Source organism: Chryseobacterium sp. C2(2020) (assembly GCF_014218915.1).
GTDB classification, from domain to species: domain Bacteria; phylum Bacteroidota; class Bacteroidia; order Flavobacteriales; family Weeksellaceae; genus Chryseobacterium; species Chryseobacterium mucoviscidosis.
This window is the reverse complement of the sequence record NZ_JACLCT010000001.1, coordinates 114,561-129,475: the sequence shown is the minus strand read 5'-3', so window position 1 is coordinate 129,475 and position 14,915 is coordinate 114,561. Positions and strand designations below refer to the sequence as shown.

General features: G+C 37.1%; 12 protein-coding genes. 10 read left to right on the top strand and 2 right to left on the bottom strand.

The features are described from left to right. The first annotated feature begins 120 nt into the window (after positions 1–120). The 8 genes from ilvA to guaA all read left to right on the top strand — a co-directional run bounded on the left by ilvA (position 121) and on the right by guaA (position 9,914). On the top strand, positions 121–1,389 hold the full coding sequence (gene ilvA / locus H6W52_RS00595; RefSeq protein ID WP_116098151.1) for a threonine ammonia-lyase IlvA: 1,269 nt from the start codon (positions 121–123) through the stop codon (positions 1,387–1,389). A gap of 112 nt (positions 1,390–1,501) precedes the next feature. Next, positions 1,502–2,230 carry a pirin family protein gene (locus H6W52_RS00590; protein ID WP_116098149.1) on the top strand — a complete coding sequence of 243 codons (729 nt, stop codon included), beginning with the start codon at positions 1,502–1,504 and terminating at the stop codon, positions 2,228–2,230. A gap of 204 nt (positions 2,231–2,434) precedes the next feature. Then, positions 2,435–2,986, top strand: a complete 552-nt coding sequence (locus tag H6W52_RS00585; RefSeq protein WP_116098147.1) for an NADPH-dependent FMN reductase — start codon at positions 2,435–2,437, stop codon at positions 2,984–2,986. 281 nt (positions 2,987–3,267) lie between these two features. Next, positions 3,268–4,260: a phosphoribosylformylglycinamidine cyclo-ligase gene (purM, locus tag H6W52_RS00580; protein WP_116098143.1), complete on the top strand. Its 993-nt coding sequence runs from the start codon at positions 3,268–3,270 to the stop codon at positions 4,258–4,260. 62 nt (positions 4,261–4,322) lie between these two features. Continuing rightward, positions 4,323–4,889: a phosphoribosylglycinamide formyltransferase gene (purN, locus tag H6W52_RS00575; protein ID WP_116098142.1), complete on the top strand. Its 567-nt coding sequence runs from the start codon at positions 4,323–4,325 to the stop codon at positions 4,887–4,889. A 412-nt stretch (positions 4,890–5,301) separates the two neighbouring features. Next, positions 5,302–6,819, top strand: coding sequence for a bifunctional phosphoribosylaminoimidazolecarboxamide formyltransferase/IMP cyclohydrolase (gene purH / locus H6W52_RS00570; protein WP_076393472.1), 1,518 nt, complete (start codon positions 5,302–5,304; stop codon positions 6,817–6,819). A gap of 117 nt (positions 6,820–6,936) precedes the next feature. After that, positions 6,937–8,175, top strand: a complete 1,239-nt coding sequence (gene purD / locus H6W52_RS00565) for a phosphoribosylamine--glycine ligase (RefSeq protein WP_076393473.1) — start codon at positions 6,937–6,939, stop codon at positions 8,173–8,175. 209 nt (positions 8,176–8,384) lie between these two features. Next, complete coding sequence (gene guaA, locus H6W52_RS00560) at positions 8,385–9,914, top strand: glutamine-hydrolyzing GMP synthase (RefSeq protein ID WP_116098141.1); 1,530 nt, start codon at positions 8,385–8,387, stop codon at positions 9,912–9,914. A 290-nt stretch (positions 9,915–10,204) separates the two neighbouring features. Here the strand turns inward: guaA and H6W52_RS00555 are convergent, their stop codons facing one another. Continuing rightward, positions 10,205–10,519: a hypothetical protein gene (locus H6W52_RS00555; RefSeq protein ID WP_123891961.1), complete on the bottom strand. Its 315-nt coding sequence runs from the start codon at positions 10,517–10,519 to the stop codon at positions 10,205–10,207. 48 nt (positions 10,520–10,567) lie between these two features. On the opposite strand from H6W52_RS00555, the gene H6W52_RS00550 reads away from it, so the two are divergent. Next, entirely contained in the window at positions 10,568–12,067 is a 1,500-nt protein-coding gene (locus H6W52_RS00550; RefSeq protein WP_116098138.1) for a carbon-nitrogen hydrolase family protein, read from the top strand. A gap of 38 nt (positions 12,068–12,105) precedes the next feature. On the opposite strand, the gene H6W52_RS00545 is transcribed toward H6W52_RS00550, so the two are convergent. Beyond that, positions 12,106–12,255, bottom strand: coding sequence for a bacteriocin-like protein (locus tag H6W52_RS00545; RefSeq protein WP_165763002.1), 150 nt, complete (start codon positions 12,253–12,255; stop codon positions 12,106–12,108). A 938-nt stretch (positions 12,256–13,193) separates the two neighbouring features. On the opposite strand from H6W52_RS00545, the gene H6W52_RS00540 reads away from it, so the two are divergent. Then, on the top strand, positions 13,194–14,840 hold the full coding sequence (locus H6W52_RS00540) for an ABC1 kinase family protein (protein ID WP_116098137.1): 1,647 nt from the start codon (positions 13,194–13,196) through the stop codon (positions 14,838–14,840). Positions 14,841–14,915: the final 75 nt, after the last annotated feature.

Genomic DNA, 14,915 nt, shown 5'->3' with positions numbered 1-14,915 from the left:
ATTTCCGCCCTCCGTTCCCGCTTTTTTCTTTTCTCGAAAAAGAAAAAGAGCTCCACTCAGGTCGGGCTGCGAGACATTTCCGCTTTCAGGAAATAAAGACCATAAAAACCGGTAAAATAAATGAAGATAAATAAAACACGCACACTTCCCACACTCGAATCCGTCATACTGGCAAGAAAAAGAATCGAAAACGTGGTGAATTACACCCCTTTGCAATACAACGCCCGTTTGTCGGAAAAATTTGATGCGCATATTTACCTTAAAAGAGAAGACTTACAGCCGGTAAGATCCTACAAATTAAGAGGCGCTTATCATAAAATAAAAACCCTTTTCAACGAAGGCAGAACTTCAGAAGGAATAGTTTGTGCAAGTGCAGGAAATCATGCTCAGGGAGTTGCTTTTTCATGTAAGCAGCTCCAGATAAAGGGAACCATTTTCATGCCCGTAACCACACCAAAACAAAAGCTGGAACAGGTAGAAATGTTTGGCGGTCATTTTGTAGACATTAAACTCTTCGGAGACACCTTTGATGCATCCAAAAAAGCCGCTTTGGATTTTGCAGAAACTTCCGGCGCTGCCTTTATTCATCCTTTTGATGACGTTCAGATCATTGAAGGACAGGCAACAGTCGCACTCGAAATTTTAGAACAGAAAAAAGAAGCAACAGACTTTGTTTTTATTCCGATTGGTGGAGGAGGACTCGCCTCCGGAATTTCCACCGTATTTAAAGAACTTTCCGCAGAAACCCAACTTATAGGCGTAGAACCGAAAGGAGCGCCTTCCATGAAAACATCCATAGAAAACAAAATCAATACCGAGCTTACTGAAATTGATAGCTTTGTAGACGGAGCAGCCGTGAAAAAAGTAGGAGATTTAACATTTGAAATTTGCAGGAACACACTCTCAGATTGCATTTCCGTAGACGAGGGAAAAATTTGTGAAACCATTCTTAAGCTTTACAATAAAGACGCTATCGTACTGGAACCTGCCGGAGCATTATCAATCTCTGCATTGGAGCAGTATAAAACGCAGATTAGAGGAAAAAATGTAGTGTGCATAGTCAGCGGAAGCAATAACGATATTACCAGAATGGAGGAAATTAAAGAACGCGCTTTGCTCTACAACGGTCTTAAGCACTACTTTATGGTAAAATTTCCGCAGCGTCCCGGTGCTCTTAAAGATTTTGTCCTCAATGTATTGGGAACAAACGATGATATCACCCATTTTGAATACACCAAGAAAAACTCCAGAGAAACAGCTTTGGCAATTGTCGGAATCGAGCTTTCCGATCCATCAGACTTCGAAGGACTCAGACAGAGAATGCAGAGTCTGGATTATTTTGAATCGTATCTCAATGAAAACCCCGATGTTCTCAATATGCTTGTGTAATATCAAAAACAAACAATAAATCCGCTGAAAAGGCGGATTTTGTCGTTCTTATCTTACATCAACAGTTTAGCCGTTTATCTCCTGTATATTTGTATCATAAAATAAAAACATTATGAAAACAGTATATCATAAAGCAGACACAAGAGGTCACGCCAATCACGGATGGTTAAACTCTTATCACACATTCAGTTTTGCCAATTACCAGAATCCTGAAAGAACACACTTCGGAGTATTGAGAGTGTTAAATGACGATACCGTCACTCAGGGAATGGGTTTCGGAACGCACCCACACAGAGACATGGAAATTATTTCCATTCCGTTGGAAGGAGATCTGGAACATAAAGATTCTATGGGAACTACAGCAGTCATTAAAAAAGGAGAAATTCAGGTAATGAGTGCCGGAACCGGAGTAATGCACAGCGAATACAACAAAAATAAAGATCAGGCAGTAAAATTCTTACAGATCTGGGTATTCCCGAGAGAAGTCGGAGTAGAACCAAGATACGATCAGCAAAGCATTAAAGAAGGCGAAAAAATAAACGGCTTCCAGCAGATCTTATCTCCCGATAAAAATGACAACGGCGTTTGGATTCATCAGGATGCATGGTTCAATCTTGCCAATTTTACCAAAGGAAACGGCAAAAACTACACGCTGAACAAAAAAGGAAACGGAGTCTATGCTTTTGTACTGAAAGGAAGCGCAAAAATCGGAGACCGTATTTTAAATGAAAGAGACGGCTTAGGAATCTGGGATACTCAAAGTTTCAACATTGAAGCCGTAGAAGACACAGAAATATTATTAATGGAAGTTCCAATGGAATTACCTTCATATCTCAAATAAACCCTTAATTTTGCATCGCCCAATCGATATCATTAAAAAGTTAAATAGCAAAGATATGATTTCGGTCAGGGAACCACGAAGTGATTCAATATGAGTAGCCGTGGGTGAAACTCATGGTAAAAACGACAAAAGATCAACAAACCACGAAGTGGTTCAATATAAATAACAAGGGCTAAACCCATTAAGAAAACAAAAATTAGAACAATGAAAGTTTTAGCAATAGCAGGAAGCAATTCCGATACATCAATCAATAAAATGCTGGTAACTTACGCAGCTTCATTAATTCCAAACGCAGACGTGGAAATCGTAGACATGAACGCATTTGAAATGCCGATCTACAAACACCAGCGTGAAGTGGAAAGCGGAGTTCCGCAGGAAGCAAAAGACTTTGCCTCAAAAATCGACGGAGCAGATGTTTTACTGGTTTCTCTGGCAGAACATAACGGAACCTACTCTTCAGCATTCAAAAATGTATTCGACTGGACATCAAGAATCAAAGACAGAGCAGTCTGGAACGAGAAACCAATGCTGTTAATGGCAACAGCTCCGGGAGCAAGAGGCGGATTAGGCGTTTTGGAAGCTTCAGGAAAACGTTTTCCTCTTCATGGCGGAAATATTGTAGATACCTTCACACTGCCTTTCTTTAATGATAATTTTGATAAAGCGGCTCAGAAAATTTCTAACGAAGAGAAAGACAGCGAATTAAAAGAAAAAATTCAGAAAATTTCTGCCTTGGAATCTATTCTTGAAAAATAGATTTGAAAATTAATATAAAATTAATATCTTTGCAAAAAGGAAAAAAGATGAAAATTCAGACCACTTTTAAAGAATGTTTCTCCAAGAAAGGGAATATTGTGGACTCTGAAATTCTGAGATAAAACAACGGCCGATAATCTACCAAGATTGTCGGCTTTTTTGTTTTCTGAATTTGAATAAAAAGTAAAAATAAAATGTACCAATTCAGTAATGCAGAAATTTACCAATTCAAAACATTGTTACATTGCTAAACTGATACATTGTTAGATTATTAAAATATTATGAGCAACACGTACAAATCAGCAGGAGTAGACAAAGAAGAAGGATACAAAACCGTTGATAAGATCAAAAAAGCGGTGGGCGAAACGCACAATTCCAATGTACTCAATCATTTGGGGAGCTTTGGAGCGTTCTATGAGATCGGAGGATACAAAAATCCGGTTCTGGTTTCCGGAACAGACGGAGTAGGAACAAAGCTGAAAGTCGCATTAGACTCAAAAAAATATGATTCTATCGGGGTAGACTGCTTCGCAATGTGTGCCAATGATATTCTTTGTCACGGGGCAAAACCATTATTTTTCCTTGATTATCTGGCTTGTGGAAAATTAGACTCCGAAATTGCCGCTGAAATCGTTTTAGGAATGGTAGAAGCCTGCAAAGACAATAACTGTGCATTAATCGGCGGAGAAACCGCAGAAATGCCGGGAATGTACCAACCTGGAGATTACGATGTTGCAGGATTCTGCGTAGGAATCGTTGAAAAAGATCAGATTATTGATGGTTCAAAAATCAAAGCAGGAGACAAAATTATTGCGTTGCCAAGTTCAGGATTCCATTCAAACGGATTCTCTCTGGTAAGAAAAGTGTTCCCGGATTTCAACGAAGAATTCGAAGGAAAGCCTTTGTACGAAACGCTTTTGGTTCCAACAAGACTATATTACAAAGATATTCATAAAATTCTTGAAGAAGTAGAAGTTTCAGGGATCGCGCATATCACAGGAGGTGGTTTGTACGAAAATATTCCAAGAATTATTGGCGACGGACTTTGCGCATCGATTGATGCTTCAAAAATCCAGATTCCAACAGTTATGTTAGAACTGGAAAAAAGAGGAGGAGTTGCGCGTGAAGAAATGTTCGGAACATTCAACATGGGAGTCGGAATGATCGTTGTAGTGGATGCACAACACGCCGAAAAAGTATTGCACCTTTTAGACGATGCTTACGAAATCGGAGAAATTACAGAAGAAAGCGAAAAAATCAATTTGAAAATTTGAAAATTTACCAATTAGATAATGTATTCCATTTTCAAATTAACTAATTTTCAAATTGACTAATCATGAAGAATCTTGTCATACTCGTTTCAGGTTCAGGAACCAATCTTCAGAGAATCATCGATACCATTGATAATGGAGAAATCCGCAATACAAAAGTATCGTTAGTGATTGCCGACAGAGAATGTTACGGACTGGAAAGAGCAAAAAACCATAACATAGAAAATATTCTGATTCCGAGAGGGAAAAACTTCAGTAAAGAACTGGCTGAAAAAATTCCTCAAAATACAGACTTAATCGTTTTAGCAGGATTTTTATCCATTCTGAAACCCGAGTTCTGTGAAAAATGGAACGGAAAAATAATCAATATTCATCCGGCTTTGCTTCCGAAATTCGGAGGAAAAGGAATGTGGGGACATCATGTTCACAATGCCGTGATCGAAGCAAAAGAAAAAGAAAGCGGAGCAACCGTACACTTTGTAACTTCAGGAATCGATGAAGGAGAAGCCATCCTTCAGAAATCATTCGAAATTACAGAAGACGATACTCCCGAAAGCGTAGCGGAAAAAGTTCACCTAATAGAATATGAAATTTTCCCAATTGCGATAAACAAAGTATTAAATAATAATTAGACATTAATTATTAGCGATACAAAAAATTCCCCTCTTTTGGAGGGGTGGCAAAAATTCAAAGAATTTTTGACGGGGTGGTTAAAAAACTAACAACAATGAAAGGCTTGGACAAGCTCAGCCTGACAATGCAAAATCTAGCCACTTAGTTTGTCATTCTGTAGGAATCTAAGCTTAGTTGAGATGCTTTCAGCATGATAAACAGAACGGAAAAATAGTTAGTATTAGAGATGTAACGCTGAGCCAAGAGTTTATCCTGAGCTTGTCGAAGGAAATCATCTCTTTAATGAAAAACACATTTAGATTTTATTATTTCGAAAAACAAGAAAAATCTAAGTAAAAATAAAAAGACCGGAGGTGAAAGAACCGGTCTACAGTTTGAAATAGCTGTAAAAAGTAAAAAATCGAAAGTAAAATGAGCAAAAAAAGAGTTTTAATCAGTGTTTCTGACAAAAGCGGATTAACCGAATTCGCGCAGTTTTTGGAAGCCCAAAATTATGAATTGATTTCTACAGGAGGGACGTTCAAACATTTGAAAGACGCTGGTTTAAATCCGATTCAGATTGATGAGGTTACCAATTTTCCTGAGATGTTGGATGGAAGAGTGAAAACATTACACCCGAAAGTTCACGGTGGTTTGTTGGCGGTTCGTTCCAACGAAGAACACATGAATACTGTTCAGGAACACGGAATTGGACTGATTGACATGGTAATTGTAAATCTTTATCCTTTCTTCGAAAATGTAAACAAAAACATTTCTCTTCACGAAAAGGTAGAATTCATCGACATCGGAGGACCTTCAATGCTACGTTCTGCAGCGAAAAACTTCGATTCGGTTACGGTAATCACGGATGTTGAAGATTATGCAACCGTAAAAATCGAAATGGAACAAAACGGCGATACATATATCGAAACACGTAAAAAACTGGCAGGAAAAGTATTCAACCTTACTTCGGCTTATGATGCAGCGATTTCAAGAATGCTTTTAGAAGAAGAATATCCAACCTATCTTAATGCTTCTTACAAAAAAGTTTCTGACTTAAGATATGGAGAAAACCCGCATCAGACAGCAGCTTACTACGTTTCTACTTTCGAAAACGGAGCAATGAAAGATTTCGAACAGTTGGGAGGTAAAGAATTGTCTTTCAACAACCTTCGGGATATGGATCTTTGCTGGAAAGTAGTGACCGAGTTCAAAGAAGAAATGGCTTGTTGTGCAGTAAAACACTCTACACCTTGCGGAGTGGCGATCGGAACTTCAGCTCTGGAAACCTATCAGAAAACTTTCGAGTGCGATCCGGTTTCCATCTTTGGCGGAATTGTTGCTATGAACTACAAAATCGATGCAGCAACCGCAGAAGAATTAAATAAAACCTTCCTTGAAATTGTAATGGCTCCTGAATTTGATGAAGAAGCACTTGAAATTTTAAGAAAGAAAAAGAACTTAAGAATTATAAAAATTGTCAATCCGGTTTCAGACAAACAGACCTGGGTGAAAATCGACGGAGGAATTCTGGTTCAGGACAACGACAGCATCTTTTCGGATGACATCAAAGTTGTCACAGAAACTCAGCCCACAGAAGAGCAGAAAAAAGCATTATTATTCTCTCAGAGAGTGGTAAAATATGTAAAATCCAATGCGATTGTCGTTTCCAACGGAATTCAGGCTTTCGGAATCGGAGGAGGACAGGTAAACAGAATCTGGGCAACTCAACAGGCGATCGAAAGAGCCAAAGAAAAATTCTCCGGCGACTTAGTATTGGCTTCAGATGCGTTTTTCCCGTTCCGTGACGTAGTAGATTTCTGCGCTCAGGAAGGAATTACAGCAATCATCCAGCCGGGAGGAAGTGTAAAAGATCAGGACAGCATTGATGCCGCCAATGAACACAAAATCCCGATGATGTTTACCGGAATTAGACATTTTTTACATTAATAGTAAAGCAATTCGCCATTGGCTATTAGCGATTGGCTAAAATTATATTTTGAGATTGTATTTATAGCATCCAAAATTATATATTTGTAAATTATAGACTAGTTAATTAAATAAAGTATGAGAATATTAATCATAGGTGAAGGTGGAAGAGAATCTGCTTTGGCAGCAAAACTTCAGAATGACCCGAGAATTTCTAAAATGTTTTTTGCCAACGGAAACGCTACCACTGATGTTATTGGAAAAAATGTTCATTTATCAGAGATTAAAGAACTTAGAGATTTTGCCATCAAAGAAAAGGTAGACTTAACGATTGTTGGTCCCGAAGCTCCGCTTGTAGCAGGTTTGAAGGACGAATTCAAAAAACACGATCTTAAAGTTTTTGGTCCGAATCAGAAAGTTGCAAGTTTGGAAGGAAGTAAGGCTTTCTCTAAGAAATTCATGCAGACCTATGATATCAAAACGGCAAAAGCAGTAGTATTCGATTCCTATAATGAAGCTAAAGAATATGTGCAGACGCAGAAGTTTCCATTGGTTGTTAAAGCAAGTGGTTTAGCAGGCGGAAAAGGAGTGGTAATCTGCGATACATTGGAAGAAGCTGAAGCAACGATTCATGATTTTATGATCAGAAGAATCTATGGAGATGCAGGAATCCGTTTGGTGATCGAAGAATATTTAGAAGGATTTGAAGCCTCTATCATCGCATTCTCAAACGGGGAAAAATTATTCCCTTGTATTGCGGCGAAAGATTATAAAAAAGCCGGAAATGGCGATACAGGACCCAATACAGGAGGTATGGGAACCGTAGCTCCAAGCCCCGAATTTACTCAGGAACACTACGCAGATTTCGAAAAAAATATCTTAGAACCTACCATTAAAGGTCTTAAAGGAGAAGGTTTCAGCTTCAAAGGAATCATTTTCTTCGGATTAATGGTAACGAAAAACGGAACCTATCTTTTAGAATACAACATGAGATTCGGAGATCCTGAAACGCAGGTTTTAATGGCTTTGATGGAAAATAATCTTCTGGATGTTATTCAGGATTGTATGGACGGAAAAGACATCGAGCTTAAATTTAAAGACGAAAAAGCAGTTTGTCTTGTCATGTGTTCAGGAGGTTACCCAAGAAACATCGAAACCGGTTTCGAAATCGTGGGCGAAGATAAACTGAAATACAGCAAACTTTTATACGCAGGAGCCATCAGAAAAGGAGATAAAGTAGTTTCTAACGGTGGAAGAGTACTGAACATCGTGGCTACAGGAGCAACGTATGAAGATGCCCGCAAAAAAGTGTATGAAGATGCAAGTCATGTACATTTCGATTACGGCTTCTACAGAGAAGACATCGGAAAGTTTTAAAATAATGCCCTGATTTTTCGGGGCTTTTTTTGTTAGAAGCTATTTCCCGCTTTCCGCTGTATCTTTTTTGTCATTGCGAACAAAGTGAAGCAATATTTGGAACTTCTCAGCAATCGCAATAACAAAAAAGGATGCCGCTGCAATCGGGGCTATAATTTCAGACAATTTTATAAAATCATTTATCAATCATTATTCATCAATTATAAAAAATGAACAACGGTATTATCATATTAGATTTCGGATCACAGTACAACCAGCTTATCGGAAGAAGAATCCGTGAGATGGGCGTATATTCTGAAATTTTACCATTCAATACACCCTTAGAAACCATTTTAGAAAAACAGCCAAGAGGAATTATCCTTTCCGGCGGACCAAGTTCTGTAAATGCAGAAAATGCCCATTTGGTTGAAAAAGAATTATATGAACAAGGAATTCCTGTTCTGGGAATTTGCTACGGAATGCAGTTAACAGCACACCTTTTAGGCGGAAAAGTTCATAAAGGCGTAAAAGGTGAGTACGGAAAAGCACACCTTGAAATTATAAAAGAATCGTCTTTATTAAAAGGCGTTACCAACAATTCTATAGTTTGGATGAGCCATTTCGACGAAGTGGGAGAATTGCCTGAAGGTTTTGAATTAAATGCAAAATCCGGCGTAATCGCTTCCATCTCTAATGAAGATAAAAAAATCTACTGTGTACAGTTCCACCCGGAAGTTTCCCACACCGAAGAAGGAGGAAAAATGCTGGAAAATTTCGTTTTCGGAATCTGTAATGCAGAGAAAAACTGGAAACTAACCAATTATATCGAAAAAACCGTTGCAGAAATCCGTGAAAAAGTGGGAGATCAGAAAGTAATTCTTGGACTTTCAGGAGGAGTAGATTCTTCTGTAGCGGCAGTGTTAATTCACCGTGCAATTGGCGACCAGTTGACTTGCATCTTCGTAGACACAGGTTTACTGAGAAAAGATGAAGGTAAAAAAGTAATGGATAATTATGGAGAACATTTCCATATGAACATTAAATTAGTGGATGCTTCCGAAAGATTTTTATCGAAATTAGCCGGAGTAGATGATCCTGAAGCCAAAAGAAAAATCATCGGAAACGAATTTATTCACGTTTTTGATGAAGAATCTCATAAAATTGAAGGTGCTAAATTCTTAGCACAGGGAACGATTTATCCGGATGTAATTGAAAGTCAGTCGGTAAACGGTCCTTCTGCGGTAATTAAATCGCATCATAACGTTGGCGGACTTCCTGAAGATATGGAATTCGAATTGCTTGAGCCTCTGAGAGAATTATTCAAAGATGAAGTAAGAAAAGTGGGCGAAGAATTGGGAATTCCTCATCATCTGGTTCACAGACATCCTTTCCCGGGTCCAGGATTGGGAATCAGGGTTTTAGGAGCAGTTGATGCAGAAAAAGTAAGAATTTTGCAGGAAGCAGATGATATTTTCATTGAAGAACTGTACAAAAATGATCTGTATGAAAAAGTTTCTCAGGCTTTCGTGGTGCTTCTTCCGGTAAAATCTGTAGGAGTAATGGGCGATGAGAGAACATACGAATACACAGCAGTAGTTCGTTCCGCAAACACGATCGACTTCATGACCGCAACATGGAGCAGACTTCCTTACGAGTTTTTAGATACCGTTTCAAGCAGAATCATCAACGAAGTAAGAGGAATCAACAGAGTAGCGTACGATATTTCAAGCAAACCACCTGCAACCATCGAGTGGGAATAATTTTGTCTTGAATTTTACATATAAATCCTGCCTTTTGGCGGGATTTTTTGTCTACCAATCCTGTCTCAGGAAAATTAATAGGCTTAAAAGATAAATCAGAATAAGAAAAACAATTCCATTTAAGATATAAAGTAGAACTTTCCGATGATGCTGATGAATAATGTAAAAGTTAATAATTAGAATTAGTAAAATAACGGGAATAAATTCAAGGAAAAACTCAACTTGAATACATATTGATAAAATTAGATAGATCCATGATATCAATAAAATAACTACAGAAATAGTTTTCATTAGTTTAATTTTTCAAATATAAAATCAGAAAAAATTTTAGAGTAATCTTCACTGAAAAAGAACATTCTGCTTATTCCATCATATCTAGCTACCACAAACTTGATGTACTTGTAAGATTGTTTTTGTATTAAATAAAAGTCATTTAAAATCTGCTTTGTATTTTTTTTGGTATTTTCGTTTTTCGCAATATGATTTCTAAGTTCGTATAAACTAATCAGCTCATTTATAGGCAATAGATGATCGGTAAATGAAATATTAAAAGTTTTCATCTTTGAATCATACTTTTGGATTTTGCTATAAATTAATTCCTTCATTTTTTTAATACTAACTTTTTTCACTAAATTTAAGTAAAATTACATCAAATGCAAATAGAAACACGACCACTGACGGTACAGGATTACGATGAATTAGTAATAACAATGAAACGTGCATATCCGCAAATGTCCGAGTCAATCTGGTCTAAAAAAAGTATAGAAAAACTCACAAGAATATTTCCAAAAGGACAGATCTGCATTACAGTAGATGGTAAATTAGCTGCGGTGGCGCTTTCCATTGTTGTAAATTATAATGAATTTGGTGATGATCATACATACAGTGATATCACAGGAAATTATACCTTCAACACCCATTCCGAGACAGGCGATGTTTTGTACGGAATTGAAGTCTTTGTAGATCCCGAATACCGCGAACTCCGTTTAGGCAGAAGATTGTACGATGCAAGAAAAGAACTTTGTGAACTTCTGAATCTGAAATCGATCGTTTTAGGAGGGAGAATTCCCAATTACCATAAACACAGTGATCTGTCACCAAGAGAATACATCAGAAGAGTAAGAGATAAAGAAATTTATGATCCGGTTCTGTCTTTTCAGTTGTCCAATAACTTTTTACCCATCAGAGTTTTAAAAAAATATCTTCCGGAAGACGAATCGTCCAAAGAAAACGCAGTTTTACTCCAATGGAACAATATTTATTACAGCAAAAAACCAAACACCATGCAGGACAGCATCATTCGTTTGGGATTGGTTCAATGGCAGATGAGACATTTTAAAGATGTGAATGCTTTTTATGAACAGGTTGAGTTCTTTGTTAACGTAATGGGCGATTATAAGTCGGATTTTGTATTATTTCCTGAACTGTTCAATACCCCTTTGTTAGCTCCATTCAATAAACTTTCTGAAAGAGACAGTATGATTGAGCTGGCGAAATTAACCGAAGAGATCAAGATGAAAATCTCAGATCTGGCGATCAGTTATAATGTCAATATCATTTCCGGAAGTATGCCGGTTTTCGAAAATAATGATTTGTATAATGTAAGTTATCTTCTTCACAGAGACGGCAGAGTAGACGAATACAGGAAGATCCACATCACTCCCAACGAGAAAAAATATTACGGAATGAAAGGCGGAAACGAAATCCGTGTTTTCGATACCGACTGCGGAAAAATAGGTCTGGTAATTTGCTACGATGTTGAATTTCCGGAGCTTCCGAGAATTTTAGCCGATCAGGGAATGAAAATTCTTTTTGTACCTTATCTTACAGACACCCAAAATGCGTATATGAGAGTTCGTCATTGCGCGGCAGCGAGAGCAATTGAGAACGAATGTTACGTAGCGATTGCAGGTTGCGTAGGAAACCTTCCCGGAGTCAATAATATGGATATTCAGTTTGGTCAGGCGGCGGTTTTTACCCCTTCGGATTTTGCGTTTCCATCCAATGCGGTGAAAGGAGAAGCCACCCCGAATACAGAAATGACTTTAATTGTAGACGTAGACCTCAATTTATTGAAAGATCTTCACCATCACGGTTCAGTTCAGGTCATGAAAGATCGGAGAAAAGATTTATACGAAACCTATCTTAAATAAAAAAAACGGGATGCTTTTACAGCATCCCGTTTTAAATTTTAGTTCGGACATAAAACAGCCAGACAGATCAATCCGGGACATCTTGGTCTTCCGTCATCCGGACAGCATTTGTTCGAGCAGTTTCTGACTAATTCGCCACCTGCGATACTTTTCATTTGTTCTCTTGAAACTTTTTTTAAATTTTTCATTTTAATAATTTTTAGAGTTGGTTTTAAATATTTTGTCATGGTAAAGTTAAAGAAAAAAATGTAATAAATTCATTTAGAGCTTTTTCCCGCTATCCACTGTATCTTTTTTGTTACGGCTTCCTGAACTACGTTCGTAAACCTCCGGTTTATACTCTAGCCGCAACAAAAAAGGATGTCGTTTCTATCGGGGCTATGGTTGGAAGCTCCTTCATTAACAGTAGAAAATAACCACAGAGTTTGTCAATCCTTAGAAATCTGAGCGCAAATCTTTCAGTTTTATATTTCTAATACTAAGTTCAGGTTCATGCAGAAAAACAAACTATATTGAAAAGATTGAACAGTTTTATTATTATTTCCTGAATGAAATCGAAAATTCGAAGTAGCCAAACACCATTGCGAACGAAAAAAATTTTCAACCTTTTTAAATAAAATCCTCGCGATCTTTGTTTTAGGAAATAGATTCTTCAATCTGCTACGTTTCTTTCTAACATATTCAAAATTTGCGATAAGAAAAAACTTGCATTACACTGCTATCATTTGCTGAGTGTAACGCCATTGCGAACGAAAAATATTTTCAATCCTTTTAAATAAAATCTTCACGATCTTTGCATTTAATATAGATTCTTCAATCCGCTGCGCTTCTTTCAGTATGACAAATCGTATTTAATGAAATTTAATTCAAAAATTTGCGATAATAAAAACTTGACATTACACTGCTATCATTTGCTGAGTAAAACGCCATTGCGAACGAAAAATATTTTCAATCTTTTTAAATAAAATCTTCGCGATCTTTGTTTTAGGAAATAGATTCTTTAATGCATTGCGCTTCGATCAGAACAAACCGAAAGGGAAAATTATAAAAAAGCGATTTAAAATAGAAAATTAATTATTATCAATAGGAACAATTTTTGAATTAAATTGCAACTACATTTCAGATTATGTTCGATAAACAGCAAAGAAAATTAAAAAGATCTGCCCGGTTAATTTCTGTGTTAAGCAAATATGGCTTCAAAGATCTGTTGGCAAGAATGAATGGCGGAACTAAAGACGAAATTCCCTCCAATTCCGACGAAGTAGTTTCAAAAGGAACTGTTTACGAAAGAATCCGGCTCGTTTTGGAAGAACTGGGACCTACTTTTGTGAAGCTCGGACAGTCCTTCAGCAACAGGGAAGACCTTCTTCCGCCGGAACTTATTCAGGAACTGCAAAAACTTCAGGATAAAGTGGAAACGGTTGAAATGAACGTGGAAGAAATATTGGAAAACGAATTCAGTATTTCGGTGAAAGATCATTTTGCGGATATTCAGAATATTCCTCTCGCAACAGCATCCATTGCTCAGGTTTATAAAGCAACATTAATAGATGGTACGGAAATTATTCTGAAAATCAAAAAAGCGGATGTTCAGTCTGTGATCGAGGACGATTTACTGCTTATCAAAGATCTGGAAAAGCTTGTTTCTTCCTATTCCGAAATAGGAGAGAAGCTCAATCTGAAACAGGCGATTTCCACCTTTGAAAAATCTTTACTGGAAGAAGTTTCCCTGATTAATGAGAAGGAAAATATCCTGCAGTTCAGAAGAAATTTTAAAAACAGCAAAGAAACCTACGTTCCGAAGGTTTATGAAGAATTTTCCAACAATAATGTTCTTTGTATGGAATTTATTGATGGGATTAAAGTAACGGATACTGCATCTCTTTTACAATACGATATTGATCCTGTAAACATTTCCGAAACAGGCCTCCGACTTTTTGTTTCCCAGATTTTAGACTATGGATTTTTCCATGCAGATCCTCACGCAGGAAATATTTTGGTGAAAAAAGACGGAAAAGTAGTTTTTATAGATTTCGGTGCGGTCGGAAAAATTCCGCCGAATGATAAAGAAGTCCTTGAAAATCTTATTGTAAGTTTTGTTGCCAAAAATCCGCATAAAATTGTCCGCTACCTGAAAAAAATGGCGATCAGTTATGAGATTCCGGATGAAAGAAGATTTGAAAATGATGTGGAAGATATTCTGAATTTCGTTCACAGCACCTCTCTGAAAGAAATTAATGCACAGGTCATCATCAATAAAATGAAAGATGTGCTGAAAGATAACCGTCTTCATATGCCGGATTACTTTTATCTTTTATTCAAAGGAATCAGTCTTATTGAAGGAGTGGGAAGAACGATAAATCCTGATCTGGATGTGGTAAAAAGCCTTTATCCTTACACCAAAAAAATATTTACCAAAAAAATAAGTCCGAAAAATATTGTAAAAACAGGAATGGACAGAATGCTCATGTTTACAGACAGTGTAGACGAAATTCCCAAAGAGCTGCGTTCCGTTTTACAGAAATTAGACGAAAACAAATTCACTGTTTCCAGTGAAATCAAAAATATAGAAAAGACGAACCAACTGATAAAATCAAGCATCATTAATCTTATTCTGGCAATGGTTTTAGGCGCAAATATCATTGCAACGGCTATTGTATTTACTTCAGAATCGGGACCGAGAATCGGGGAGTTGTCTTTGGTGGCAGTTTTAGGATTTATCTTTTCAATATTTCTGGTAATTGTTATTTTACTGAGGGTTACGAGAAAGTAAAACTTTCAGTTCTAAATCAAAATCCTGCAAGTTCAGTATTTAGTTTGCACTTGCAGGATAATATGATTTTAATAA